The 24811-nt window shown below is 40.6% G+C and carries 24 protein-coding genes; 5 read left to right on the forward strand and 19 right to left on the reverse strand.

Going from position 1 to position 24811, the window contains the following annotated elements:
• Window positions 1-94: 94 nt before the first annotated feature.
• From ABDW32_RS13620 to ABDW32_RS13710, 19 genes are all read right to left on the reverse strand, one after another.
• Window positions 95-1333: a thioredoxin fold domain-containing protein gene (locus ABDW32_RS13620; protein WP_343563265.1), complete on the reverse strand. Its 1239-nt coding sequence runs from the start codon at window positions 1331-1333 to the stop codon at window positions 95-97.
• Window positions 1334-1658: 325 nt separating this feature from the next.
• A complete protein-coding gene (locus ABDW32_RS13625) occupies window positions 1659-2897 on the reverse strand; it encodes a thioredoxin fold domain-containing protein (RefSeq protein ID WP_343563267.1) in 1239 nt (412 codons plus the stop codon).
• Between the two features lie 112 nt (window positions 2898-3009).
• Window positions 3010-4197, reverse strand: a complete 1188-nt coding sequence (locus ABDW32_RS13630; protein WP_343563268.1) for a C1 family peptidase — start codon at window positions 4195-4197, stop codon at window positions 3010-3012.
• Window positions 4198-4392: 195 nt separating this feature from the next.
• Entirely contained in the window at window positions 4393-5445 is a 1053-nt protein-coding gene (locus tag ABDW32_RS13635; RefSeq protein WP_343563270.1) for a TerC/Alx family metal homeostasis membrane protein, read from the reverse strand.
• Window positions 5445-6416: a polyprenyl synthetase family protein gene (locus ABDW32_RS13640; RefSeq protein WP_343563272.1), complete on the reverse strand. Its 972-nt coding sequence runs from the start codon at window positions 6414-6416 to the stop codon at window positions 5445-5447. Before ABDW32_RS13640 ends, ABDW32_RS13635 begins: the two co-directional genes overlap by 1 nt.
• Before the next feature lie 50 nt (window positions 6417-6466).
• On the reverse strand, window positions 6467-7030 hold the full coding sequence (locus ABDW32_RS13645) for a DUF3109 family protein (protein WP_077437997.1): 564 nt from the start codon (window positions 7028-7030) through the stop codon (window positions 6467-6469).
• A gap of 5 nt (window positions 7031-7035) precedes the next feature.
• A complete protein-coding gene (locus ABDW32_RS13650) occupies window positions 7036-7821 on the reverse strand; it encodes a DUF3108 domain-containing protein (RefSeq protein WP_343563274.1) in 786 nt (261 codons plus the stop codon).
• 95 nt (window positions 7822-7916) lie between these two features.
• A complete protein-coding gene (locus ABDW32_RS13655; RefSeq protein ID WP_343563276.1) occupies window positions 7917-8462 on the reverse strand; it encodes a DUF2480 family protein in 546 nt (181 codons plus the stop codon).
• Window positions 8463-8526: 64 nt separating this feature from the next.
• Complete coding sequence (locus ABDW32_RS13660; RefSeq protein ID WP_343563278.1) at window positions 8527-10632, reverse strand: SurA N-terminal domain-containing protein; 2106 nt, start codon at window positions 10630-10632, stop codon at window positions 8527-8529.
• 306 nt (window positions 10633-10938) lie between these two features.
• Window positions 10939-11562 (reverse strand): LPS export ABC transporter periplasmic protein LptC, encoded by a 624-nt coding sequence (gene lptC, locus ABDW32_RS13665; protein ID WP_343563280.1) that lies wholly within the window; start codon window positions 11560-11562, stop codon window positions 10939-10941.
• 4 nt (window positions 11563-11566) lie between these two features.
• Window positions 11567-12895 carry a hypothetical protein gene (locus tag ABDW32_RS13670; RefSeq protein WP_343563282.1) on the reverse strand — a complete coding sequence of 443 codons (1329 nt, stop codon included), beginning with the start codon at window positions 12893-12895 and terminating at the stop codon, window positions 11567-11569.
• Window positions 12896-13071: 176 nt separating this feature from the next.
• A complete protein-coding gene (locus ABDW32_RS13675) occupies window positions 13072-14055 on the reverse strand; it encodes a DUF6427 family protein (protein ID WP_343563283.1) in 984 nt (327 codons plus the stop codon).
• A 20-nt stretch (window positions 14056-14075) separates the two neighbouring features.
• Entirely contained in the window at window positions 14076-14285 is a 210-nt protein-coding gene (locus ABDW32_RS13680) for a CcmD family protein (RefSeq protein ID WP_077437990.1), read from the reverse strand.
• Window positions 14286-14484: 199 nt separating this feature from the next.
• Window positions 14485-15147 (reverse strand): cytochrome c biogenesis protein, encoded by a 663-nt coding sequence (locus ABDW32_RS13685; RefSeq protein WP_077437989.1) that lies wholly within the window; start codon window positions 15145-15147, stop codon window positions 14485-14487.
• A gap of 35 nt (window positions 15148-15182) precedes the next feature.
• A complete protein-coding gene (locus tag ABDW32_RS13690) occupies window positions 15183-15842 on the reverse strand; it encodes a heme exporter protein CcmB (RefSeq protein WP_343563287.1) in 660 nt (219 codons plus the stop codon).
• Between the two features lie 76 nt (window positions 15843-15918).
• Window positions 15919-16317, reverse strand: a complete 399-nt coding sequence (locus ABDW32_RS13695) for a hypothetical protein (RefSeq protein ID WP_343563289.1) — start codon at window positions 16315-16317, stop codon at window positions 15919-15921.
• 107 nt (window positions 16318-16424) lie between these two features.
• On the reverse strand, window positions 16425-18260 hold the full coding sequence (locus ABDW32_RS13700; RefSeq protein ID WP_343563291.1) for an ABC transporter transmembrane domain-containing protein: 1836 nt from the start codon (window positions 18258-18260) through the stop codon (window positions 16425-16427).
• 170 nt (window positions 18261-18430) lie between these two features.
• Window positions 18431-18982, reverse strand: coding sequence for a hypothetical protein (locus ABDW32_RS13705; RefSeq protein ID WP_343563293.1), 552 nt, complete (start codon window positions 18980-18982; stop codon window positions 18431-18433).
• A 173-nt stretch (window positions 18983-19155) separates the two neighbouring features.
• Complete coding sequence (locus ABDW32_RS13710) at window positions 19156-19944, reverse strand: SAM-dependent chlorinase/fluorinase (protein WP_077437984.1); 789 nt, start codon at window positions 19942-19944, stop codon at window positions 19156-19158.
• Window positions 19945-20365: 421 nt separating this feature from the next.
• Between ABDW32_RS13710 and ABDW32_RS13715 the strand changes: the two genes are divergently transcribed.
• From ABDW32_RS13715 to hisC, 5 genes are all read left to right on the forward strand, one after another.
• Window positions 20366-21331, forward strand: coding sequence for a PhoH family protein (locus ABDW32_RS13715; protein WP_077437983.1), 966 nt, complete (start codon window positions 20366-20368; stop codon window positions 21329-21331).
• A gap of 42 nt (window positions 21332-21373) precedes the next feature.
• Window positions 21374-22324: a phosphoribosylaminoimidazolesuccinocarboxamide synthase gene (locus ABDW32_RS13720; protein ID WP_343563299.1), complete on the forward strand. Its 951-nt coding sequence runs from the start codon at window positions 21374-21376 to the stop codon at window positions 22322-22324.
• Window positions 22325-22357: 33 nt separating this feature from the next.
• Window positions 22358-22738, forward strand: coding sequence for an STAS domain-containing protein (locus ABDW32_RS13725; RefSeq protein ID WP_343563301.1), 381 nt, complete (start codon window positions 22358-22360; stop codon window positions 22736-22738).
• Between the two features lies 1 nt (window position 22739).
• Window positions 22740-23651: a ribonuclease Z gene (locus ABDW32_RS13730; protein ID WP_343563303.1), complete on the forward strand. Its 912-nt coding sequence runs from the start codon at window positions 22740-22742 to the stop codon at window positions 23649-23651.
• Window positions 23652-23748: 97 nt separating this feature from the next.
• Window positions 23749-24807 carry a histidinol-phosphate transaminase gene (hisC, locus tag ABDW32_RS13735; protein WP_343563305.1) on the forward strand — a complete coding sequence of 353 codons (1059 nt, stop codon included), beginning with the start codon at window positions 23749-23751 and terminating at the stop codon, window positions 24805-24807.
• Window positions 24808-24811 lie beyond the last annotated feature (4 nt).

The raw sequence follows: 24811 nt of genomic DNA on the forward strand, positions 1-24811 counted from the left end.
TCCTGTTTTTTGTAGCTAACTTATCCGAATACAATAAAAAGGCCCAGATCAACTGCTTGATCTGGGCCTTTTGTTTCCTATGTCAGTAGCGGGATTATTCCCAGGTTTTTTCGCCTTTTTTCATTTTTTGTAGCGTTGCTACATAATCCTCTTTTTTATCGTTTGCAGTCAATAGTGAGATTGCTTTCTCCTGGGTTTTGATGGCTTCATCTTTGTTCCCTAGACGATAGAGCAGGTTGGCAAAGGTATCTAAGTACATTGGTGTATCTTTTTCCTTTTCAAGCGATAATTTGCTCCATTCCGAAGCCGCTTTCAAACAAGCGGGATCATCACAGTTTTCAAAGATGGACCAAGCCATGTTGTTGAGTTCCATGGCGGTGATTGTCGAACCGTATTTGGCAATATACTTGTTAAAACTATCTCTCAAACCGGGATAGTTTTTGGTGTAGGAGAAATAGCGGGGCTGCATTTCCAGACTCGCTTTTTCAGTGTTGACAGTTGGGTATTTTTGGGCCAGTTCTTTTTCAAGGGCAGCAAAGTCTACAGTTTCTTTTGCCTGGATTTTGGTATTGACCGCCTCACCGATCAATAGTTTAGCCAAGAAATCGTTTGCTTTCACCTTCTCACTGATCGCATCAAATTTGGCTGGGTTATCTTTTATTAAATTAAAAGCCTTTGAATCCTTAATGCTTGCCGAAGAAAGCAATAACTCTACGTTGTCTTTAGTAAAGATTTGATCTGTGGATAGCGTAGATAGCACGATACCTTCTGCTTTTGCCTGTGTTTCTTTGTCATAGGCATCTTTTGCTGCCGCAGCCATCGCCTTTGCAATTGTGGGATTTTGGGGATCCGCATTGAATTTTGCCAATAAGGTTTCATATTGGGTGTTCGGATCCAACGCTTTTTGCGCTTTGGCAATAAAACCATCCGCATCCCCGCCGCCTACAATTCGGTGTACAAGATTTCCTTTTGAATCGAAGATCAGGAAAGTCGGGTAGGCCACCACTTTGTATTCTTTGGCAAAACGATCTGCTTCGCTGTACCAGGATTTTACTTCCTCATTATCCGCTTTGGTTTTATCCATCTGGATTTTAGCATTGATAAATTTGGCATTGAAGAAATCACCTACCTTTGCCTGTGGGAAGATCGTGCTTGTCATATACTTACAGGGCCCACACCAAGTGGTGAAACAATCGACAAAGATAAATTTGTTTTCCTTGGCCGCTTTTTCCTTGATTTGGTTCCAGTTGAGGCCATGCTCAAATTTTACACCTTCGCCCTGAGCGAACAGTAAGGTGGGAACCAAGAATAACATTAAAATTAATTTTCTCATAATCCGTTGATATTTAGCTGTTAATTTACTGAATAAAATGACGACCAAGAAAAAAATATGAAAAAAAATTAATCGGGTGGTTTACTATTTTGAGAAAATCATTTATAATTATTCAAAGTTAAAACCAAATCAATAAATAGGGTTAATGCCCAGATGTTAATAGCCGATCTGCTGACGGACCATGCTCCATACTAATATATACTTTAAAGCTCCGTGCGAAGTTCTAAAAACCAGACTACACAAATGGTAAAATACCATTACTAAGATTTATTCCATAAGAATAAATCTGTGCAGAAATCGAAAGACCCCTTTTGCTTGACAACGCCTAATTTTCCCAGGTCTTTATTCCTTTGGTCATTTTGTCGAGTGTTTCCTGATAGATCGGACGGTCATCTTCGCTGGCCATTTCTATGGCTTTATTTTGCCACTTGATCGCTTTTTCGGTTTCCCCCTTTTTATAAAGTAGGTTGGCGTAGGTATCCAAGAAAGCAGAACTTGGATCTTCAATAATCGACTTCTTGCTCCAGCTGATCGCTGCGTCGATACATTCGGGATCACTGCTGTTATTAAAAATTGTCCAGGCAAAGGTGTTCAATTGATGTGCTGTAAAATCCTCCGATGATAGGTAATCGTTGATGGTGTTTTTCATGGCCACATAATTCTTGACCTGAAGATAATAGTGTGCTTTGATCTTTTTGAACATCGGGGCAAAATCTATGTCCGGATATTTAGCGGATAATTCGCTTTGATAAACATCCCAGTTAGGTTCGTGCTTGGCATCTATCTTAATTTGGAAGAGTTCATTGACGACCACATTAGCCAATGTACGATTGGCAATTCCAGGTGATTCCAAAAGGATGTCTATTTTTTCCTTGTTGTTGCGGATCAGGTTAAAAGCCTTTGAATTTGTGAACTTGGCGGCAGCCAGGAGGATATGTACATTTTCTTTCTTAAAAAGCTCGTCAGTGCCTAAAGAATTGGCCAAGGTGTTTTCGGCTTTACGTGCAGTGCTTTCGTCATAAGCGATATTGGCTGCTTTTAACATCTGTTTGGCTGTATAGATATCCTGTGGCCTTTTCTCAAATTTCTTTAATAACGTGTAATACTGTGTTTCGGGATACAGTCCATCCGTGACATGGTCAACAAATTCTGGTGCATCACTTGCACCAACAATTCGGTGTACCGCTTCTCCGCTTGGATTAAAAATTAAGAAGGTTGGAAAAGATTGGATATTGTACTCACTGGAAATGGCACTGGCATCAGCATACCATTTTTTGACGGCGGCATTGTCCGATTCTGTAGAGTCCATTTGTACGCGGATGCTAATAAAATTCTGGTTTATGGCCTCACCGACCTGCTCCAAGGGAAAAATTTCATTACTCATGTATTGGCAGGGGCCACACCAGGTCGCAAAAAGTTCAACGAAGATAAACTTATTTTCTGCCTTCGCTTTCTCTTTGACCTCTTTCCAACTTAATCCTTCAACAAATTTCACCCCTTTGGTCTGGGAATACGCTAGATTCCCAACTAAAATTGCAAGGCATAATGCGATTATACTTCTCATACTCACTGAACAACTAGATTTATAATTAGGTTTAAGTTATCAAATTAATCTGAAAACAAAAACACCTCTGAAAGATTAATTTCAGAGGTGTTTTCAACCGTGGATAAATTGCTTATTTGATATTTATCTTGGATTTTAAATCTTTTGTCAGACCATCTTTATGTAACAGTAAAGAAGTTGTTTTATAACGTACAAATTCCTTTGTCGCATATAAATATCCTTTGTAGTCATTGGATGTTCCCCATGAGTTTTTAACGATATAGTATTCTTTACCGTTTTGATCTTTTACCAAACCGACGATATGCATACCATGATCGTCGGTAGTTTGCCAATTGTCGAATGCTTTTTGACGCTCTTCTGGCGTGATCTTCATTTCTGGTTTAGGACCTACAAACATACTTGCTTTCTCTTGCTCGCTCATTTGTTCGAAAGGTTTTTCCGGAACATAAGCGATACCATTTTTCCAGGAGAATCCTTTTTCTGACACGTCGGTTGCCCAGGCAACAGTGTATCCTTTTTGCAAGGCATTATCAATGATATCTGTTAAATCATTGGTTTGTACATTATAAAAGCGGTCAAATGACCAGTTGTCCGGAATTAACAGTACGAATTGGCTATAATAAGGATGGTCGGTAACAGAAGCAATACCAACATAATCATCCGGATTGATACCAATAACCTGGTCTGCGAATGTACGCGGTGTATAGGATTTACCGTTGTAATCGAATTTTTCAGGAACTTCACCTAAGTAAGAGTCCATTGCTGCGGTATAAGCCTTTTCCCAGTTTGGAGTCAGGGATTTACCTTTTACAATGGAGCCCAACATCGCATCAAGCATCGAGGTCATTTCACCGAAGTTGTTGCGTGTGCTACCATAGTGGAGACCCGTATAAGCCGATTGTGGCATAGCACCATATTTGCGGAACGAATTCAACACGTCGTGGAATTGACCACCCTCACCCAATGACAAGCCGCCATGAAGACGTACATAGGTACGTGCTTTATCTAAGTATGTATTACGCGCTGTATAAATCTGGGAAATCTCCACTGGTTTTTTACCCATACGGATCATCTCGGACTCTAGAAAAGAGTTTCCTGAATAAGACCAACATGTACCTGAAGAACCTTGATCCTTGATCGAGGTATTACCTAAATTGATAACTTCTGTAAATGTAAACCCAGATTTGCTATTGTCATTTTGATTTGCTTTTAAGGCATTGATCAAATTGTCCTGTGCTTGTACTTGGAATGAAGCTGCAAACAGAGACGCAGCTAGTACAATCGATTTATTCCAATTCATTTGTTAGTATTTTGTTAATTTAAAGTGATGCTAAATTAAATAAATTAAATTTAGTAAGGTAAATTCCTCTGTAAAATAATTGTTCTTAAAAATGTGTCCTAATTTCGGCTTTTTTTTCGGAGAAGTCGGTGGATAAAAAAGGTTAAAGCATTGAAAAGCAAAGGGTCGTAAATTTTACGACCCTTTGCTTTTATGTTATTCGGCAATTTCCTTCTGTTTTGGAAAGAGCAGTGAAGCAATAATACTTAAGGCAAGTATACTGATAATCACAATCAAAGAGTGGGTTGTTGTAAAGCCGACCTCTGCCAACCAATGATGCAATAACATCTTCAGACCAATAAAGACCAATAGAAAAGCCAATCCCACCTTTAAATATTGGAACTTATGAATAATATTGACCAATAGAAAGAACATGGAGCGTAGCCCTAGGATAGCGAAAATATTGGAAAAGAATACCACATAAGGATCTTTGGTCACCGAGAAGATCGCAGGAATAGAATCCACTGCGAAAATCAGATCCGTAAATTCAATCACTAACAAGACCAAAAATAAGGGTGTCATGTATTTTACGCCATTCTCCACATGAAAAAAATGACCGCCATCTAATTTTGGTGTGACCTTGAAATACTTGGATGCAAATTTAACCACAGGATGGTTTTGCGGATCGACCTCTTCTTCCTGGTTGCGGTTGATAAACATCTTGACCCCAGTGAAAACCAAGAAAGCACCAAAGACGTATAGAATCCAGCCAAATTTAGCGATGAGGGTTGCACCAAGGAAGATAAACAGGAATCGCATCACGATAGCTCCGAGAATCCCCCACACCAAAACCTTATGATAATAGCGCTCAGGAATTCCAAATGAGGTAAACAGTAATACCATCACAAAAATATTATCCACCGAAAGTGCATATTCAACGACATAGCCTGTCAGATACTCCAAGCCTAGGTTTTTATTATACACAGCTAAACTAGCGGCTAGATCACCGGGAATAATTTTGATATCATGGTGATGTTTGGTGATGACCTCTTGCAGATGGTTCAAATCATGGATATTATGCAGTTCAAATCCATAGTGGCGTAAGAGCCAGTAGAAACCCAAAGAGAACAGTACCCATACAGCACTCATAATTGCTGCCGTTTTTAAACTAACGGGTTTATCGCCCTTGGAAAATAGGCCAAGGTCAATGGCTAACATCAGCGCAATGAAGATTAAGAAACCTCCAAAAAACATTAATTCGTGACTCATTATTTTTTTCTTTCTGTTGTATGTCTAACCAATTGCAGTAATCCTTGTTTGTATTCGCTATCCGGAAAATCATCTAGGATGCGAAAGGCATCTTGCTGGTATTCCAGCATTTTGTTTGTCGAATAGGCTAACCCACCACTGTTGCGCACAAAATCGATGACTTCAGCAACCTTTTTGGGGTCTTCATTATGGTTTCGAACCAAATTGATGATTCGCCTTTTTTCGCTGGAACTCGTCTGACTTAGGGCGTGGATCAAAGGCAAGGTCATTTTTTTCTCTTTGATGTCATTTCCAAGCGGCTTTCCCACATCATCCAATCCAAAATCAAACAAGTCATCCTTAATCTGAAATGCAATGCCAATTTTCTCTCCAAACTGGTGCAGTTTTGCTACTGTCTCTTCGTCAGCATTGGATGAAGCAGATCCACAGGCACAACAGGAAGCAATTAACGATGCTGTTTTTTTCCGGATGACCTCAAAGTAGATGGACTCTTCTATATCCAGTTTACGCGCTTTTTCGATTTGGAGCAACTCGCCCTCACTCATTTGATCCACTGCTTCTGAAACAATCTTTAACAGATGATAATCCTGGTGTTTCACAGAAAGCAATAAGCCTCTTGAAAGCAAAAAATCACCCACCAGCACTGCAATCTTATTTTTCCAGAGTGCGTTGATCGAAAAGAACCCTCTACGTTCATAGGAATTATCAACGACATCATCATGTACCAATGAGGCTGTATGTAATAGTTCAACCAAAGCGGCACCCCGATAGGTCGACTCATTGATCCCGTTGCAAATGCCTGCCGAGAAAAAGACAAACATCGGTCGCATTTGTTTGCCTTTGCGTTTAATCAGGTATTGCGTGATACGATCCAACAAAGGAACGGAGCTTTTCATCGATGCTTTGAATTTCTTTTCAAAAGCTTCAAGTTCGTGGATAATAGGACGTTGGATCTCTGTTAATTTTGACATGAATTGGAATGAAATACCAAAAAAGTTAAAGCTTAAAGATAGTAATTTTGTTACAACTCATCGACTGCACGCTCAAGATTTTTGTACCATTCTTCGCCATAAGTGCGGATCAGAGGATCCTTCAGAAATTTATATACCGGCACTTGTAATTCCTTCCCAAAAGTACAGGCATCTTTACAGATATGCCAGCGGTCGTAATGAAGTACGTCAAATTCGGGATAATGCGTCGTGCGGATAGGATAAAGGTGGCAGGAAACAGGTTTCCGCCAGTGGACTTCCCCTAATTCATAAGCCTTCTCTATCGCACATTTGGTAATGCCATTTTCCCAGGTTACATACGCACATTCTTTGTTCCCATCAACGCATGTTGTGGTGAGGTCACCATCGACATCGACAACATATTTGCCTTGTTCTTCGATGGCTTCAATACCTTTCTCGGTCATATAGGGTTTTACCTTTGGATAGATCTCCTCCAGAATAGCCTTTTCACTTTCCAGTAAAGGTGCGCCCGAGTCCCCCTCGATACAACAGATTCCTTTACATTTTGATAGATTGCACACGAAGTCATTATTGATTAGATCTTCATGTACCAACACATTTCCTACTTCAATCATTCTAATTATTTTGAGTAGCTTGCTTTTTGGCCCAATTTATATTTTAGTCCGCTTGCTTCCAGCAATTCTAAGGTGACAGAGCCAATTAATATATCGACATTGGCTTTCACCGGAATACGGTTACCGTCATTGGTTACCCAAAGGTAAAGCTTGCTATTTTTTTTAAAGATACGTCCCGGTTTAATTTCAGGGCTGAATTTGAGGCACTCTAGGGTGCCCAGTTCCGTTTTTATTTTTTCGATTCCAATATACTGTATGCCCAAGGTGGCTATTTCATCATTCAGGAAGTAGGTCAGCTTAAAGGATTCACCCGGCTTGACCGAACTTAAGTCCAGATTGCGGGCGAAATAGTAAGATGATAGCAAATCAAAGGTCTGATCCACCTTGGATGTAAATGTTCCTTTATTGCCGTTCACCGTACGTGTGTCCTGATTGAAACGTACTTTGTCATTCCTTCTGTAACCTCCCTCGCGGATGTTTTCTGTATAATAATAAGGCAAGAATGTCTTACTATTGATATATGAATTGTATTCGTTTCTTACGGTATAGATGGCAAATGCTCCTGCTGTTTTACCTGCAGCATATAGATGAAAGGCGGGATTCCCAAATCCGTCTTTCGTATCGGCGACAGTCAACGTTCCCGTTGCTGCGGAAATTATACCATAGCGGAGTTTATACTTTAATTTTTCTCCACCTTTAAATGCCGATTCCTTTAAATGGGGTAGATCCTGAGCGAAAACTGTACTTACAAAAACTGATAAGTATAGGAGCAATGTCGATATAAGTTTCATGTACGTAAGTTTACGAAAATTGTTTGAAAAGAAATGTTAATTTCATCAGAATAAATTGTCTTTTTAAAGTGATGAAATCATCAGGCACAGGCTGTTTATGCTTGTTTGTCAGCAGCTTTTGGCGCCTGGGGACTTCTTTTAAAAACTGGAACTGTAGAACAGGGTTCCCCGTACATAATACTCTTTGCTACTTTGCTGAGTTTTACCGTGAACTGGACAAATGTCGATTCTGGGATAAAGGTGTCGCCACAACCCTTAACGACGACTCTTTGATCCCGAAATTGTTCCATATCAATTTGCTCAATGGCAGCTGCATATTGTATGCGTAATAATTCATCCAAATCTCCGAAGATAACAGTTGCAGCATATGGCTCCAGCTTATTGGCCAGTAGCATATAGGCCCAGGTAGGTACAATAGCATCCGCCGTACAGGTGATGGCAACATGCTTATCGGCATATTGTGACCAGTCATGAGTTTTGATGAACTCGCGGAAATCTTTCTCCCGTAAAATCAGACCATGGAACAGATTATCCTTGATATCATACAGGACATTATCAGCCTTCGGATGATAATCCGCCAGATCAACAGTTATTAATCCACTTTGCGCAACTTTATTGACAATATTTGTTTGAATTTCCATAGCTATTCGATCAAAAAAAAGCCGGACGATAATTCGTCCGGCTACAAATTTACTTAAAAATCTTCTAAAAGAATTTCACTCTATTGTCAATGATTTCAGCTTTGTCCTGTAATGCACGGAAAATAGATCCCCAAGCACGTTGCGCTTTAGCTGCAAGCATTTGTTTCTTTTGTGCGTTGATGTCAGAAATTGCTGATGGGTTTGTGAAACCGTTCACTTGCACCACATATACCCCTGTATTTCCTTCAATTGCTTTCGAAGGTTTGTTTGGTTGAAGCCCAAATACCGTACCTACTACTGCATTTTCCAAGGCTACACCTGGAATAACAGGATTGGCAAATACCACATTCTCCACATGGATAGCAGATTTGCCCACTTTTTGAGCCACTTGGTCTATAGAAGATGTGCCAGCCAAAGCTTTTGCAAATCTTTCTTTTAAGATTTTAGCTTTAACCTTGTTTTTAACCGCAGGCTCAATGTCTTTTTTCACTGCGTCTAACGAAAGTATGCCTTTAGGTTGTACATCTACTAAGCTCGCTAGGATATAAGAAGTTTCAGTTTCAAATACTTTGTCTGAGATGTCCCCTTTTTTAGCTTCGAAAGCCCATTTGATTAAATCACGTGGAGCTTCAGTGCCATCAAGCACATTGTCCATTGCTGTAACACGTGATGCTGTACGCGCCTCTAAGCCTAATTTCTTAGCTTCTTGCGCAAAGTTTTGTGCAGTAGCAGCCGATAGGAATGCTGTCGCTTTGCTATGCGCATTGTTTAGGGTTTCTTTACCACTATTGATTACTTTGTCGATGATAGCAACTTTTGCATATTTTGCCGTACCGATCTGCTTCTCAATTTTAATGATATGTACACCAAACTGAGATTTTACAACTTTAATATCTCCCGTTTTTCCTTCGAATACTGCCTTTTCAAATTCCGGTACCATGCGGCCTCTTGTAAAAGTACCAAGCTCACCACCATTTGTTTTACTACCCGGATCACTGCTGAACTGCACTGCCAAAGCCGCGAAGTTATCTCCTTTTTGGATTAATCCTTTAATCGAGTCAGCTTTTGCCAATGCTTTGTCAACACCACCTTCTGCTGTAGCATCCAATAGGATATGAGAGGCCTTAACTGAATCCGGACCAACCACTGTCGAAACTACTTTCGCAATTTCATAAGCACCATTGCTTAGGAATGGACCTACTGTAGTACCCGCAGCTACATTGAAGACTACTGAATCCAAAGAAGGACTCAATTGACCTTTTTTCATGTAGGTAAATGGATATTTGTTGTCCGAATTAATAGATGCAAATAAGGAATCATCTTTCGCAACGATAAGATCTTGCTTTAACTTGTTGATCGTTTCTTTTACGGCCAATGAATCTTTAGCAAGTGGTTTTGCGTCTACAGTAACATATTGGATCGCGCGTGTCTCCTCTTGTGTTCTGAACATATTTTTATGTTCATTATAGTACTCTTGGAAATCAGCATCAGTCACTTTAGCCTCAGCATCTTTCACAGAAGCATAGTCTAAAAGGATGTATTTGAAATTCGCTAATTTATTACGTTCTTGGTATTCTTCGTTTGCTTCCAATGAAGTGACGTATACACTGTTTGAAAGTAATTCACCATATTTGCTACTTAGACGTTCTTCTTTCACGCCCTCAAGCAAGGTTTCCCACTGAGCAGCCACGGCTTGGTTGCCAGCGCTGTTCATTTGGCTTATAAAGGTTGACAACTGACCACGGTCAAATTGTCCGGTTTGCGGGTTAGTAAATGCTTGAACGATCTGAGCGGAAGGATTTGGACCTTGTACTAGATCATTCAATTCCTTGCTACCTACTGTCAAACCGATTTTTTCAATCTCTTTTCTCAAGATTTCTCTGGATAAGAATTGATTCCAAACCTGTTGTACGGCGTACGTTCTCATTTGAGGAGTAACAGCGCCACCCATTTGTTGTTTGAACATTTCTTCCGCCTGTTCTACCTGTTGGCTGAACGCAGGATATTCAATTTCAGTTCCGTTGACTTCCCCTACACGATTTTGATGTCTAGCCCAGAAAGGAGCGCCTCCCCGAACAACATCGCCTAGTAAAAATGCTAAAATTGCGATAGCCATGGCTGCCGTCAAGATGACACCAGCTTTGTTACGCAAAAAGCCCATTAATCCCATAGTCTGCTTATTGTGTTTATATTGTGTAAATACTTGTATTTCGTTAATTTATGCATAGCATAGCAAAATGCGGTGCAAGATACAATTTTTATAAAAAAAAACGGAATATTTTCCTGAATGTAATAAAACAAATTTGAAAACCATTTGTATTGCACTATTTTTTATAAATAATGGTATTGATCCAGCAACGATAATTTTCTGTAAGCAATTTGTGCGCGAGTGAGTTGTGTTATTGGCCTCCTGCCGTACATTATAGAGTGGTATGAGGGAGGCCGTAGCGGAGGGCCTAATAAAAGTGGGATTTCTCTATCGGCCTATGGAAGGGAACAAGCTGTTGTCTTTGATGATCACTACGCCCGTTGCATTCTGTATATTGGCATGTTGCAAGTCCTTGTCCGATGTAAAGGATGAGCCCTGAAGGTTTCCTCTTTGATCTTTAAAGAAAGCCTGGACGGGTACATTGTTGTAAAAAGTCTTATTGGGGTCTTTTGCGCCTTCATCATAAACGATTTCTTCCGTTTTTAGAATAGAGCCATCGGCCATGGTGACAACAACATTCTTCGTGAAGACTGTTATTTTCTCTTTTTCTTTCCTGATGGCATAGTCCGAGGTTATGCGCTGTGTTTCCTTTAGTTTCTCATCATAGAAGATGATCTTTATAGTTTTAGGAAACTCATAGACTTCTGTGCTATCGTGTTTGATCCGCATTTCGGGTGCGGTTAGGTTTGCTTTAACCCGGGTAGAATCACTATAGATCACATCGACATGGCGTGATATGTCCACAGCCTCCTCTTTTTTTAGGTTGGCGATCCGGTCGACTTCCTTTAGATCTGGCTCACATGAAGTCAATAAGAGCGCCCCTAGCAAAAATTGAATTACCAGGGGCGACATATTTTGTACTATGGAACGTGCAGATACTTTACCTATCATTGTCTTAGTCAAGTGGAACTTTTGCAAACCAACGATCATTTAGCGTAAATCCAATATTGAAGTTGATGTAACGCTCACGTAAGAGACCATTAGCTACTTTACCCATCTGGCCAAACTCCGCTGAGAAATTGATCTTGGAGAAAGCTCTCGAATATTGTGTTCGGGCTAAAGGTAAGCCTACCCCAACTGTTACAGCCATATCATTAATATCCTGACCGGCTAGAAAATACTGTGTTTTGTTGTATCTAAAACCAAGACGATAATCCACGTGGCTCAGATAGTTGAGCGACGATCGATCAGGAGTCAATTGTCCACCAACTGCTACACCATAATTTTTGCGTAATTGACCTTCACCACTTCTAACCTGAAATCTTGACCAGTCTGCATATTTAAAATCTGCCCCAACCAGCCACCGTCCATTGCGGGCAAAAGTAACACCCACATTATGTTTTAATGGTAGCGTCAGGTGTCTACTGCTCCGTCCAGACATATAGGTTGTATCTAGTGGAATATTTTGATTGTCCGGATCGGTTGAGGGTTGTGTTCTTGTATCGAATATTGTTGTGCGCTCTTTTATATCGTTATTCAAGGATCCTGAATAACCAAAGGTCAAGGCATACTCTTTACCTATAGCCTGTTCATATTGTAGTCCGTAGTCAAAGATAATACCTTGAATTTCGCGTTTATTTTGACGTTGTGTATTCAAAGCTCCACTGGAAAAAGGGAATTCAGCACGGCTATAGTCATTTAATGTACCAAAAAGGTACGACATATTGGCACCGATACTCAAGCCTTTATAAACACGTACGCCCCAACCTGCATACGCTTTTGTCAAGCCGCCCTCGCCGGTGAAAACCTTATTAAAGGTTACTGAATTGGTGCTTTCCTGTGAATTACTGCGATAGCCCACATCCGAAAAGGGCAATATCCCCATACTGATACCGCCGAACTTTTTCATTGGAAAAGTCATTGTGATATGACTAAAAGCAAAATCAGCCGTATTTGCAGACTGGGTAGTTGATTTTAATTGTGTGTAGTTACCGTATAAACCTGCATCAAAGACAGTATACCGCGCGGCGGAATAAGATGCCGGATTGGCTGGATTCGTATTGTAATAGATGCCATCTAATGTACGGATAGCCGTATTGATACCCCCCATAGCTCTATATTGAGGTAATAAATCTTCACGCATCTGACCTATCCCCAATTGAGAATAAGGTGAAGCGGATGTCGTTTTTTGGGCAAATGCGGTAGTAGAACTAGCTAAAATTCCACCTGCTAACAACAGTTGGAGTGATTTATTTCTTAGAGAGCTTATAAAGCGTTTCTGCATGGTCAATCTATAAAATTGAGAAACTAATGTTTATTTAGTTTTTGTGAAATCTTTGAGTTTTTTGACTCCTGTAATTAAATGTTCTTTGCTTTTATTCGCATACAAAACTATTCAATTTTTATGAGCTTGTTAAGCTGATTTTGTTAAAAAAGGTTAAACACCTGTTGTACAATTTGTTAGAAAAATTGAAAGTAGATTATGGTTAATACGATAATGGCATATACGACCTCAAAAAACCATTTCTTTTTGGCGTAGGTAAAGTAATACGCCATGTAAATCGCAATTGGGGGCGCGCAAAGCAGAAAGTGCGCCTCCGTTAATTTTTTATTCCAGTAAAATGAGGCTACAGCTAGGCATAACATGAAAAATAATAACTGGAAAGATTTTCGGATATGCACGATGCTCTTGAAGAAGTTGTCTTTGAGGATCAACAGGAACAGTATGAGCGCAAATAGGATCGGAATCAAGACCAGGTAATCAAATAACTGAATACGGATAGCTGTTGGGAACTTATAGGTGAACGGCAGCCAGATGGTATAAAATAATTCCATTTTCCCTACCCATAAATAGATTACCCCGAGTATAAAATAAACTGTAGCCAATCCGAGTAGTGGTGTGACCCATTCACGCCAATTGAATGGCCTAAAAATCAGTAGGCTTATCCACAAAAGGAAGAACATGCTCAAAAATGGAAAGTAGATCAGGCTTCCGATGCCGACGATCATGCCCAGATCGAACATTTCTGCTTTTACATCCGTCTGACGATAGAGCGACAGCAATTTGCTTAGCATCCAGATCGAAATAAAGTTACAGATCAGGGTGGGGGACAAAACCAAAAAAGGTAAAAATAAACTGGCCAGTGTCATATACATCAATGCAACCAAAAAACTAGGTTTTCCCAGTAGGTTGAAATGGCTTGTGATCCGATTGAGTATAGTTGCCTGAAAGATCGTCAGAATCAGTGTGATAAAGACGTTTGTTGCTGGAGAGAGGTTGATCAAATTGTTTTCTCCGAGCAGATTGCCAAGTGCAGGTTCAAAAATTACCGAATCCAGTTTATCCGGTAGGTGTAAGAATATGCCCAGGCATAATACAAACCCCACAAGGGATAAAAATAAGATGTTTATCGGCGTATAATTTCTGAACTGACTTATAATCATGATATGCGATATACAGCTGACTATTTATTCTTTTTTTCCAACTTCGTTATGCGGCGGTCAAGCAAAAAAAGAAAGAAAGCCAGACCGAGAAAAATGACCAACATCACGAGTACAACCACATAGATTTTTCCCTCGCTACGTAAGCCGGTTGCCATATCAACGTCATCCTGCGCAAATGTGCTTAAAGTTGATAAGATTAATAATGCAATTGATAATGTTATTTTTTTCATCCGTATAAATTATTTGTAAGTGTTAATCCCATCGGTATAAATGAGCTCGTTTACTCATTAATTAGTCCTTTAGGAATTCGTGAGCTCAATCGTTCGGTTCACTCAGTTTGTTTTTTTAATGCCTGATGAGGCACCGGTTATACTCCGGTTTCATCAGAATTCTTTTTTATCGAAATTGTCAGCTTATCTCTACTGACGGCTAGATTTCCTGCTCTTTTCTTTCCAACAGACGGACTCTATAACGGAGCGAGCAGATCCAAAAAGCGATCATCGGCCATCCGATCATTGCAGCATAAAATGTTGGCCGCAGTTCGTTGCTCATTTGTAGTTGCCCAAAGGTCGCATTACCACCACTGCCAGGATGCAGGGAATCTGTCATTTTTGGCAAAATATAGAGTAATACTATAATGATCGGAAATGCAAAAATATTGTAGACGGCAGATATTTTGGCTCTTTTTTGTTCTTCTTCCAGTGCATTCCGGAGAACAAGGTAAGCCAGATACATCAACGTTGCTATTGCTGAACCATTTAATTTAGGGTCATTTGGCCAAGGCTCGCCCCAGGTGATATTTGCCCATAACATTCCTGTTGCCAAACCAAAAAAACAAAAAGTAATACCTGTATTGACAGCTTCTATGGCCATTAAGTCATATTCTTGTTTACCCGTATTGAGGTATTTGATGCTATAAATAACAGAAATCAGGTACATCACAATCATCGCAGACCACATTGGGACATGGAAATAGACGTTTCGGATGCTCTCGTGAAGGATAAATAGGCGGGGAACAGGGCCCAGAAGGCCATTGATAATGACTGCACAGATAATCAGGACAGCTAATATTTTCCACCATTTTTTTCTCATGGTAAATTGAATTTAATGTGTTTCAATCCTAAAAATTAATCTCGCCAAAGGTACGGAAATAACAATAAAGAAATAGTGATCGTGATTACATTAATTGCGAGTAATACAATTATTTCTTTTGTACTTGCTGCCCTTTCCAGGCCTTCTACGGCATTGCGGGAAAGCTTGATCAAGACGATCAATAAGGGAATGATGGCCGGGAAACTCAAAATGGCCATGAGCGTGCTATTGTTGCCTGCCTTTGAGCTAATGCCAGAAATCATGGTAAATACACTTGCAAAACTAATGCTCCCCAGAATGACTGAAATAAAATATAGCGTAGGGTCCCCGAGCGGATTTTTGAATATGATTGAATAGACGAAATAAGCGATAATGGCCAGTATGCTCATCAATAGCATATTGTAAATGACTTTGGCGAGGATGATAGCCCGCGGGTCTACCAGTGAATAGTAATAAAGCTGTCGGTTGGGGTTTTCCTGAACAAAGCTCTTATTGATAGCATTGATGGAAGCAAATAACATGATGATCCAAAACAATGCATTCCAAACTGTAGTATCTACTGACTTGAATGCCTGATAACAAACAAATACAGTAGATACGACATATAATAGGATTCCGTTGATGGCGTATTTTGATCGCCATTCCAGAATGATGTCTTTAAGAATCAAAGTTTTTACCTGTTGCAGTAAAGTCATATGCCGCAAAGATACAAATGTATTTTAACCACAGAAGTGGCTAAACCATCAATTCTTAAAAAAACGTTTTTTTTACTTATGCATTAGAAATTTTTGATTTAGCAGCATCGGTTGTGTTGTCGATTTTGTTTGCTAAATTTTGTGCCGCATTGTTGGCGTGGTCCAAAGCTTCTCTACCAGCTTCTTTTGCTTTGTTTTTCAATGCATCGGCATCATCTGAAGCTTTGCTGAAAGCAGCCTGCGCTTTGGATTTCAAGCTGTCCAGTTCGGCTGATGCTCTATTGGCCAGCTTTTGTGCTTTTCTAGCTTCTTTTTTAGAAAGATCCTTCAATGACTTAGTTAAGCTTTTGATGCCATCATTTGCACGATCTAATTGTTTTTTTCCGTCATCAGTTCCTAAAAGATACCATGCAGCAGCTCCCGCAGCTAATCCTACCAAAGCAAATGCCACTAATCCATTTTTGCTATTTTTCATAATTCTTCTATTTTATTGTGTATTCAAACAAATGATAATCAAGTATGATACCAAATGAACAATCACTGGAACAATTTGTTTAAAAAGAATCAATAATTAACAAAATTTTACATATCTACCTTTTGCTGTTTGGATTGCAGGGTATACAGGTGGCGATAGAGACCGGTTTCTTTCTGTAATAATTCGAAATGTGTGCCACTTTCCGACACAACCCCGTTTTCGACCACGATGATTTTGTCCGCATCAACGATCGTAGAAAGCCTGTGGGCAATGATAACGGAGGTTCGGCCACGCATTAATTCCTCTAGGGCATCCTGGACCTGACGCTCTGATTCTGAATCCAACGAAGAGGTCGCTTCGTCCAGAATTAAAATCGCGGGGTCTTTGAGTAAAGCCCGGGCAATAGCGATGCGCTGACGTTGTCCGCCAGAGAGCTTCACGCCGCGTTCTCCGACAATGGTATCGTAACCTTCGGGAAAATTTAATATAAATTGATGTGCATTGGCACGTTGGGCGGCTTCAGTAATTTCAGTTTCGGTAGCGTCTAATTTACCGTAAGCGATATTCTCGCGGATGGTTCCGCCAAATAACAAGACGTCCTGTGGAACAATGGCGACCTGATTCCTGATGTCGCAGAGGTCAAAGTCCGAGGCAGGCTTGCCATCATACAGCACTTCGCCTTTATTGCTTGTGTAAAATTGCAATATTAAAGAAGCAATGGTTGATTTTCCTGTACCGCTGGGGCCAACAATAGCAATTTTATCCCCGGCATTGGCCGTAAAGTTAATGTCTTTGAGGATTTCAATATCCGGACGGCTAGGGTAGGCAAATGCGACATGATTGAATTGTAGATCGCCGCTTATCTTTTTGCGGATATCTTTGCAGCCCGGTTCGATTTTAACATCTTCCTGTGGTTCATCCAGGATTTCCAGGATCCTTTCGCTTGCGCCTAGGGACCGTTGAATGTTAGCGTATAATTCCGGGAAGCTGCCCATGGAGCCAGCGACAAACATCGAATACAGAATATAGGTGGTCAGATCACCGACAGACATCTCATGGATCGAGACTAATGCAGCACCATACCAGATGACGGCTATTACGGCTCCGAAGATACAGAATATGATAAATGAAGCGAAAGCACCGCGAAAGGTAGCTCCCTTGACCGCTAATTTGACAACAGAATCCATCTGATTGCTGTAACGGTTGAATTCAAAGTATTCATTCACAAAAGCTTTCACATTGCTGATCCCCAATAAGGTTTCCTGAACGATGCTGTTTGACTCCGCCATTTTATCTTGTGCCTGTCGGGACAGTTCACGGATGAATTTACCAAAAATAATGGCAGCCACAACGATAATCGGTAAAATACAAAGGTTCATAAGGGCAAGTTTGGGCGATACCCAAACCAGTAAAAACACCCCAAAGCAAAGGCTAATCAATTGTCTCAAAATCTCCGCTAATGTGGTGGTCAATGTATCTTGGATCTGTGACAGATCGGCCGATAATCTACTGTTTAACTCACCGACACGGCGATTAGCAAAAAATTCAACCGGTAAGGAAATTAGCTTAAGATAGGTGTCCTTGCGGAGTGCGGCCAATGTACGCTCTGCGATTTCAACAAAGATGCGTATCCGAAAAAACGAAACGATGGAGAGGAAAGACAGAATAACAAAAGCAATTCCACCAATGTAATATACTTGTGGAGCTAGCCAGAGGTATTTTTGTTTGCCCTGTGCAGCATCAATCATTGCACCAAGCAAGGCTGGAAAAGCCAGCATAGCCAAGCTGGATAATACCAAAAATAACATGCCGATTCCAAATTTAACCCGATAAGGCCTCAAATAGGTCAATATTTTCGAAGCCCGTAATAAAAGCTCCTTATTTAACTTTGGTTTTGGTAGATCTTCTTCTTGTTTATTACCACTATTGAAACCTCTTGCCATAATCCGCTACTTCAATGTTTTGTTGCGAGGACAAATGTAAAGAGATTAAAAAATTTTGCTATCATACTTTAGTCAATTTTTTGCCTTTTAGACGATTTTACTCCGTCAAAGTTGTATTTTGACTTGCTTTTCGGTACATTCCAACGATTGGCAGGGGAGATCCGAATGTGTTAGTCCGGATGTTTACTGCTCAACACCGATTGCTGGGCGCGGCTACGGTATAGCAATACTGAGAGAATAATAATGACAAGCAGGGCTAAGTAGAGCCACAGGTTGCCGGCCAGACCCCGCCCTTCGGTTTTTTCCAATTGTGCCCGCAATCGCTCGTTCTCATTTTGGAGTTTATTGATCGTGCCCATATACGCAGAAATCTGTTTGTCATATTCAGTGGCCATCTGCCGAAATTTGTCCTTTTCGAAATCTTTTATTTTTAACAGCTGCTGGGTTTCTAAAAAGATGTTGTTGTCTGTGATCACCACATCCTTCAGGATATCGATACTTTTTTGCATATCGCCTTTGGATTTGAATAGTCCAAAAAGACCTGTTTTCTGGGTAAGGCTCGTGTCGTAAGCGCCAAACTTCTGCTGCCGTGCCTCGAGTAGACTGTTGACACGTTTACGTTGCAGCTCAAAGGCACTGGAATCTGCATTTTCCTGTGCATGAAGATGCCCGAAGATCAACAGTAGGAGAAGGGCTAGTAGTGTGTGTGTTAAAGATTTCATAGCTAAATTTGAACAATCAATCTGAAATGAACTTTGCTGAAATCGCATCAAATGTGTCAACGGTACAAGGGACGACAAAATCTGCTAAATCAGGCGTTTAACGATCATAAATCCCAAGCGTATTTTGGGTCAGATTCAAGTGATAAACTATTTGCAGGAATGAATTTATGAAATTAATCTTTAAATTCGATACGAATGACATTGGAATCGTCATCGTGAAGCCCCAAAAGCTGGCTTGCATTGCCTTTGTTGATCGCAATTTCCAAATAATTACTGATACCAAAAAGACATAGTTTTTCGCCTTCACCGACTTCGTTGTAATGCCATGAAAGGTTGGTTATTGTTTCATTGCGTTTGAAATACAGAACAAAATTCCGTCCCTTTTGGACTTTGTTGAACAGGTCCTTGGAGATATTGGTAATGGCATTGCCGAAAGCGTCGACATAAATGACATTGCCACGGATCATATCTTTGTCAAAGATCGGCTGTAAAGTAACTTTTTCAATCAGGTGATTCATGGGGGTACCCACATCTTTCAGTTTGCCGCCCTTGGCAATATGGCAGGCAGATTTTGAAAGGATATCCGCAAGCGGGAAATGAAGGTATCTCAGGTCCTGCATCAGGTTGAGCTCATACAGTTCCTGGGGTTCATTTCCATTCAACAGTAAGCTGAAGATACCATTGTCCGCCCCTACGAAATAATGATCCCTGTATTTCATGCCGATATACTTGGATTCTTCATGGAACAGGGTGTTGATACCGATGATATGTACGGTTCCTTTTGGGAAATAATGATAGGCGTTACCCAGTACAAAGGCTGCGCGGGGAATGTTGAATGCAGGGATTTCATGCGTGATATCGACAATATGAACATCGGATAACTGCGTTAAAAGGCTCCCTTTTAGCGCAGCTTGATAAAAATCTTTATGTCCTAGATCTGTCGTTAACGTAATTACTGCCATTATAATCTAAAGTAGACCGAATTGCTGTCAAATTCCCTTTATTGCATGAATATAAATAGATCTCCTGCCGTTTACATATTCTGTTCCTGAAAATCTATTCAAATAGAGGACAAAATTACTATTTATCAGCTGATTTGTAAAGCCAATTGAAGAACTTATTTTGAATATATCTTTTTTCGGTTGATACACACAAACATAGCTTCTGTTTATCCTGTAAAGAATCGATTTGTATAGGCTAAGTTCGGCTTTTTAAAGCCAAATTTATAGCGGAAACCTGAAAAAAATAATTTGGTTTTCTTTTTACAAAAATCTCTTGGGAATGGCCTATTTTCTCGTTAGAATACGTTAATTTTGAATAGTATTACGTATTGGAGCTATAGCGTAATAAGGACATCTGATTATTTCTAAAATAGGATAAAATTTGAACGAGTTACTAATTGCATTAGATGGTCTGAATTTACCCATATTATGGGGAGCAGACAATGAGCACTTTGATTATTTGAAGAAACAATTCCCAAAACTGCGGATTGTAGCTCGTGGAAGTGAAATGAAGGTGCTAGGAGATGCGAAGGAATTGGAACTATTTGAGCAATCCTTTAAGGAAGTCATGGCACATCTAGAAAAATTCAACAACATTACCCTGTTGGATTTTGAGAATCTGCTGGGCGCGAGTGCAGGTTCAGCTGCGCAGCAGGAGAAGGAGATTGCGGCCAAGCAGGCAGCCTTTGGTTCTGAGCCCATCGTTTATGGACCTAATGGTTTGATTGTGCGGGCACGGACGGCCAACCAGCGACGGATGGTGGATAGTATTTCAAAAAATGACATCCTATTTGCCATTGGCCCTGCGGGAACAGGAAAGACCTATACAGCTGTTGCACTGGCAGTCAGAGCACTTCGCAACAAAGAAATCAAACGGATTATCCTGACCCGACCAGCGGTGGAAGCCGGAGAAAATCTTGGTTTTCTACCCGGAGATCTGAAAGAAAAGGTCGATCCATATCTGAGACCACTTTATGATGCGCTTGATGATATGATCCCGGCGGAAAAATTAAAAGGATATTTAGAAAACCGTACGATCGAGGTTGCACCACTCGCATTTATGCGGGGGCGTACGCTTGACAACTGTTTTGTGATTTTGGACGAAGCCCAAAATGCAACGGATATGCAGTTGAAAATGTTTTTGACACGGATGGGGCCTACTGCAAAATTTATTGTTACGGGTGATATGACGCAGGTCGATCTCCCTAAAAAGAATCAATCCGGCCTCTCAACATCAATCCGTTTGTTGGACAATATTGAAGGGATCGATATTATCCACCTTAGTGGTGGGGATGTGGTGCGCCATAAATTGGTGCGACGCATTTTAGAAGCATACGGCGATATTTAATGGCTTGTTTGCAAAAACTTATTATTTGAATTTACTTTGAACATGAACGCTATAAAAGAAACAAATTTCAATTTCGAAAATCAAACTGCTTTTTACAGAGGTAAGGTACGTGATGTGTATACGATTGCCGATACCTACCTGGCGATGGTAGCTTCCGATCGTATTTCAGCATTTGATGTGGTACTACCCCGCCCGATCCCGTACAAGGGACAGGTGTTAAATCAGATTGCAGCTAAATTTTTAAAAGCGACAGCTGATATTATCCCCAATTGGGTTGTATCTGTACCGGATCCTAGTGTGACTATCGGTCAGATGTGTGAACCGTTTAAAGTAGAAATGGTTATCCGTGGTTATTTGTCGGGACATGCCTGGCGGGAATATGCGGCTGGTAAACGTGAGGTCTGCGGCGAAGCCCTTCCAGAAGGACTGAAAGAGAATGATAAATTGCCGGAGCCGATCATTACACCAACGACCAAAGCGGCAGTAGGTCACGATGAGGATATTTCCCGTGCTGATATTTTGAAAAAAGGTATCGTCAGCGAGGCGGACTATGTGCAATTGGAAAACTATACCAAAGCCTTGTTTCAACGCGGAACTGAAATCGCAGCGCAAAGAGGATTGATCCTAGTGGATACCAAATATGAATTTGGTAAAAAAGATGGCAAGATCGTTTTGATTGATGAGATCCATACGCCAGATTCATCCCGTTATTTCTATGCAGATGGATACCAGGAACGCCAGGAGAAAGGTGAAGCTCAAAAGCAATTGTCAAAAGAGTTTGTGCGCAAATGGTTGATCGAAAATGGTTTTCAGGGTAAAGATGGGCAGACGGTTCCGGAGATGACGGATGAAATCATTACTTCAATTTCCGAACGTTATATTGAGCTATACGAGCATATCGTTGGTGAAAAGTTCGTCTACCCTGATCAGGAAAATGTACTGGAGCGCGTGGAAAGAAATGTTTCAAAAGCCTTAAAAGAGCTAAATTATTAGTACATTGTATCCGCAAACTAATGAAATAGACTTATGAAGTACACTATTGATAAGCATGATCGTTATATTGTGATAGAACCCCATGTAGAAGTGATAGATGCGGATAATGCAGCTAAACTGAAGGGGGAGTTTCTGTTGCGAAATACGATTGGCCAACGCAATATTGTTTTGGATATGGTTCATGTCCAAAAGACGGATGAGGTAGGTATTCGTTTGGGAATACTGGCTCACCGTTTGTGCCAGTCCGTTGGCGGTATATTTATTTTGGTCAATCTATGTCCTAAATTGATGGATATGGTTCGCGTGTCGCACCTGGATAAATCCATTAAGATTGCCCCATCACTAAAGGTTGCTGAAGATATGATCTTTGCGCACGAATTGGAATCTGAATATCGGGGGACAATTGAGGATTAATATGAAGTTTGAAGTTCTGATATTAGGAAATAGTTCTGCGACGCCGATGTTTGATCGCCATCCGACTAGCCAAGTGTTGAACTTTAATGAACAATTGTTTTTAATAGACTGTGGGGAAGGGACGCAGATGCAGCTCAGCCGCTATGGAATTAAAAGCAATCGCTTAGGACATATTTTTATTAGCCATTTACATGGAGATCACTACTTGGGCTTGGTCGGGCTACTGTCATCGATGCATCTGGTCGGCCGCAAAAGTGATCTTCATTTATATGGTCCCGCTGCCTTGAAAGAGATTTTGGATATCCAATTTCTACATTCTGAGACCGCTTTACGCTATAATCTTATTTTTCATCCGATTTCACCCGACCAGCCCGGTGTTATTTTTGAAAATCGAACAATGAAAGTGAGTGCATTTCCTTTAACACATCGCATTGCCTGTACAGGCTTTCGTTTTGACGAAGGTCCCCGGGCCCGTACCTTGCTTGCTGATGTCGTTCAGGCATTAAATATTCCTACTGTCTATTACCCTGCCATCAAGAAAGGGATGGATTATGTGGATGAAAAGGGAAATGTTTATCCAGCGGACCAATTGAGCCTACCGGCCCCTAAATCCAGAAGTTACGTGTATTGTTCGGATACAGTGCGCACTGCAGACTATCTACCTTATGTCCAGCATGCCGATCTGATGTATCATGAATCTACCTTTCTGCATGATATGGTAGATCGGGCAAAAGAGACTTTCCATACAACCGCACTGGAAGCCGGGGAGATTGCCAAAGAAACCCACGCAAAGAAATTATTGTTGGGGCATTACTCCGCCCGTTACCGGGATCTGAATCCTTTATTGGATGAAGCCCGTACGGTATTCCCTAATACTGAACTTTCGATCGAAGGTAAATGGTTTTTAGTTTAGTTTTTTGTGAATTTTAAGCAGATTTCCACAGCCAAATACTTTTTATATTGCTTTTGATAAACAATTTATCTAAGTTTACGGCTCTAATTTTTTTATAATGGATAATCCATTCAACTTAAACAATCTACTACGGGAAAATATCAAAAAACTCGTACCTTATTCGTCCGCTAGAGATGAATTTAAAGGGGAGGCGTCCATATTGATTGATGCCAATGAAAATCCTTTTGGATCCCCCCTAAACCATGATTACAACCGATATCCAGACCCACTCCAACATCAAGTCAAAGCAAAACTTTCCAACATAAAAGGTGTACCTCCAGAAAACATATTTTTGGGTAATGGAAGCGATGAGGCTATTGATATTTTATACCGCGCGTTTTGTACACCCGGTGTGGACAATGTTATTTTAGTTCCACCGACCTACGGTATGTACGAAGTGTCCGCGAATATCAATGATGTTGCCTTCAAGAAAGTGAATCTTACGGCAGACTATCAACTGGATCTGGACGGTATTGCCAATGCCATAGATGCGCATACCAAGTTGATCTTTATCTGTTCACCTAATAACCCAACAGGGAATTCGATCCGTCGCCAGGACATCGAAACGGTATTGAATAATTTTCAGGGACTAGTCGTTGTCGATGAAGCGTATATCAATTTTTCCGCTGTGAAATCATTTACTCAGGAACTGGCCGAATATCCAAATCTGGTGGTTTTGCAGACCTTATCTAAGGCCTGGGGACTTGCAGCTCTGCGCTTGGGCATGGCCTTTGCAAGCAAAGAGATTATAGCAGTTTATAATAAAATTAAACCGCCTTATAATATTAATCAAGCGACACAGGATATTGTGCTGGAGGCGCTGAATAATGTGGATCAAGTCAATGACTGGATCAAGGAGACTGTTTCAGAACGTGAAAAACTGGTACGCGAGCTCCTTGAATTGGGCTATGTGCATCACATCACACCTTCCGATGCCAATTTTATTCTGGTCAAGATGGAAAACCCCCGGGAGGTCTACGACTATTTGGTTCAGTATGGGATCATTGTCAGAGATCGTTCTAAAGTAGAACTTTGTGAAGGCTGTTTGCGGATCACGGTCGGTACACCTGCGGAGAACCGGACATTATTAGAAAAACTTAATCAAATCAATAAATAATACT

Source organism: Sphingobacterium sp., from assembly GCF_039596235.1.
In the GTDB taxonomy this organism is placed as follows: domain Bacteria; phylum Bacteroidota; class Bacteroidia; order Sphingobacteriales; family Sphingobacteriaceae; genus Sphingobacterium.

Excerpts from the sequence above, each read along its gene's own strand:
- ABDW32_RS13620 (WP_343563265.1), bottom strand. The coding sequence starts at position 1,333 with ATGAGAAAATTAATTTTAATGTTATTCTTGGTTCCCACCTTACTGTTC.
- hisC (WP_343563305.1), top strand. The coding sequence starts at position 23,749 with ATGGATAATCCATTCAACTTAAACAATCTACTACGGGAAAATATCAAA.
- ABDW32_RS13690 (WP_343563287.1), bottom strand. The coding sequence starts at position 15,842 with ATGACTTTACTGCAACAGGTAAAAACTTTGATTCTTAAAGACATCATT.
- ABDW32_RS13655 (WP_343563276.1), bottom strand. The coding sequence starts at position 8,462 with ATGGAAATTCAAACAAATATTGTCAATAAAGTTGCGCAAAGTGGATTA.
- ABDW32_RS13680 (WP_077437990.1), bottom strand. The coding sequence starts at position 14,285 with ATGAAAAAAATAACATTATCAATTGCATTATTAATCTTATCAACTTTA.
- ABDW32_RS13695 (WP_343563289.1), bottom strand. The coding sequence starts at position 16,317 with ATGAAAAATAGCAAAAATGGATTAGTGGCATTTGCTTTGGTAGGATTA.
- ABDW32_RS13725 (WP_343563301.1), top strand. The coding sequence starts at position 22,358 with ATGAAGTACACTATTGATAAGCATGATCGTTATATTGTGATAGAACCC.
- ABDW32_RS13700 (WP_343563291.1), bottom strand. The coding sequence starts at position 18,260 with ATGGCAAGAGGTTTCAATAGTGGTAATAAACAAGAAGAAGATCTACCA.
- ABDW32_RS13640 (WP_343563272.1), bottom strand. The coding sequence starts at position 6,416 with ATGTCAAAATTAACAGAGATCCAACGTCCTATTATCCACGAACTTGAA.
- ABDW32_RS13635 (WP_343563270.1), bottom strand. The coding sequence starts at position 5,445 with ATGAGTCACGAATTAATGTTTTTTGGAGGTTTCTTAATCTTCATTGCG.
- ABDW32_RS13685 (WP_077437989.1), bottom strand. The coding sequence starts at position 15,147 with ATGAGAAAAAAATGGTGGAAAATATTAGCTGTCCTGATTATCTGTGCA.
- ABDW32_RS13645 (WP_077437997.1), bottom strand. The coding sequence starts at position 7,030 with ATGATTGAAGTAGGAAATGTGTTGGTACATGAAGATCTAATCAATAAT.
- lptC (WP_343563280.1), bottom strand. The coding sequence starts at position 11,562 with ATGATAGGTAAAGTATCTGCACGTTCCATAGTACAAAATATGTCGCCC.
- ABDW32_RS13650 (WP_343563274.1), bottom strand. The coding sequence starts at position 7,821 with ATGAAACTTATATCGACATTGCTCCTATACTTATCAGTTTTTGTAAGT.
- ABDW32_RS13730 (WP_343563303.1), top strand. The coding sequence starts at position 22,740 with ATGAAGTTTGAAGTTCTGATATTAGGAAATAGTTCTGCGACGCCGATG.
- ABDW32_RS13720 (WP_343563299.1), top strand. The coding sequence starts at position 21,374 with ATGAACGCTATAAAAGAAACAAATTTCAATTTCGAAAATCAAACTGCT.
- ABDW32_RS13660 (WP_343563278.1), bottom strand. The coding sequence starts at position 10,632 with ATGGGATTAATGGGCTTTTTGCGTAACAAAGCTGGTGTCATCTTGACG.
- ABDW32_RS13710 (WP_077437984.1), bottom strand. The coding sequence starts at position 19,944 with ATGGCAGTAATTACGTTAACGACAGATCTAGGACATAAAGATTTTTAT.
- ABDW32_RS13675 (WP_343563283.1), bottom strand. The coding sequence starts at position 14,055 with ATGATTATAAGTCAGTTCAGAAATTATACGCCGATAAACATCTTATTT.
- ABDW32_RS13625 (WP_343563267.1), bottom strand. The coding sequence starts at position 2,897 with ATGAGAAGTATAATCGCATTATGCCTTGCAATTTTAGTTGGGAATCTA.
- ABDW32_RS13705 (WP_343563293.1), bottom strand. The coding sequence starts at position 18,982 with ATGAAATCTTTAACACACACACTACTAGCCCTTCTCCTACTGTTGATC.
- ABDW32_RS13630 (WP_343563268.1), bottom strand. The coding sequence starts at position 4,197 with ATGAATTGGAATAAATCGATTGTACTAGCTGCGTCTCTGTTTGCAGCT.
- ABDW32_RS13670 (WP_343563282.1), bottom strand. The coding sequence starts at position 12,895 with ATGCAGAAACGCTTTATAAGCTCTCTAAGAAATAAATCACTCCAACTG.